This window comes from Candidatus Accumulibacter phosphatis (genome assembly GCF_012939955.1).
GTDB classification, from domain to species: Bacteria; Pseudomonadota; Gammaproteobacteria; order Burkholderiales; family Rhodocyclaceae; genus Accumulibacter; species Accumulibacter delftensis.
Genome location: NZ_SPMY01000098.1, coordinates 1 through 1042, shown reverse-complemented (window position 1 = coordinate 1042; position 1042 = coordinate 1). Strand labels below are relative to the sequence as shown.

At 57.8% G+C, this 1042-nt stretch carries 2 protein-coding genes; both read right to left on the bottom strand.

From position 1 onward, the window contains the following. Nucleotides 1–45: 45 nt before the first annotated feature. Nucleotides 46–405, bottom strand: coding sequence for a hypothetical protein (locus tag E4Q23_RS24365; protein ID WP_169068744.1), 360 nt, complete (start codon nt 403–405; stop codon nt 46–48). Between the two features lie 10 nt (nt 406–415). After that, a partial coding sequence (locus E4Q23_RS24360) for a P-loop NTPase fold protein (protein ID WP_248595635.1) occupies nt 416–1042 on the bottom strand: 627 nt, incomplete at its 5' end.

Here is a 1042-nt window from a genome sequence, read left to right as displayed (position 1 = left end):
GACTGTCCAGTTTGCTCTGGAATCGGTGTCCAGTTTGCCGTGGAATCACTGTCCAGTTTCGTCTGGAATCCGTGTCCAGTTTGGTGTGGAATACGCATCGGCAATCTTGGGAACAATGCTCGCCTTGATCTGTGTGGCCGGGCGTTCTTTCAGGAACCCCGAGAGTCGTTGCCCTTGAGGCGCATCTGCGGCAGCCACGGCCATGCAGGCTTCCAGAATCGCAGGCGTGCCCCACTCCTGTTCTTGACGGGCGCGACCGAGCAACCGGTCCATGATCACTGATATCTCGGGCCGTGGCAGCGCCACGAGACGATCCTTGATACTGCCAGCCATCTCGGGATGCTCCAACAGCCCTTCCAGAAGATCGGCGGCCTCCGCTGACAACCGATCCTCTGGAGTGATCAATGGCGCATGCTCACGACTCACGTAGAGCGCACCGCGAAGGTCGGCCCCTCCCAAGAGCGGCGGCAAACGCAGCCATTCGGTGATGAACGAGTCGTCCCACGGCGGCTTCCTTTGCACAGCCTCCCCCCGCAATGGCCTTCGCTTCCCAGTCGACAAGAAGCGCTGGCTTTCCATCGTCGCTCTCGGTAACCGACTTGATCAGTTCCAAGTAGGCCTTGGGATCACCGCATCGCTCGAATAGAAGCACCTTGGCAAGCGCAGATTCATCGACACCGACGCCTTGGGCACGAGACATCGACATGCGAATCGACAGCGCGTTGAGGAAGCGCTTGATCAAGCGCGGATTGCCCGCGATGCCGGTCGCGCTTGTCATCAAAGGCGCAAGCCGATCTGCGGCATCGAGGCGCGCAATCAACGCATCAGAGAGTTTGTCGTTCAGACTTCTGAGGAACTTGAGATCGACTCGCTTTCCTTGCCATGATCGCCCCAGCTGCGAGCACACCTCTCCTCGAATTCGTTCCTTCTCTTTGGAATCAAGGTCGCTGTTCTCGATAAACAGCATCATCATGTATGCACGAACCTCTTGCGTCCCCAACGGCGGAACACGAATCGGAACCTGAATGAGTTTGTCGAAATA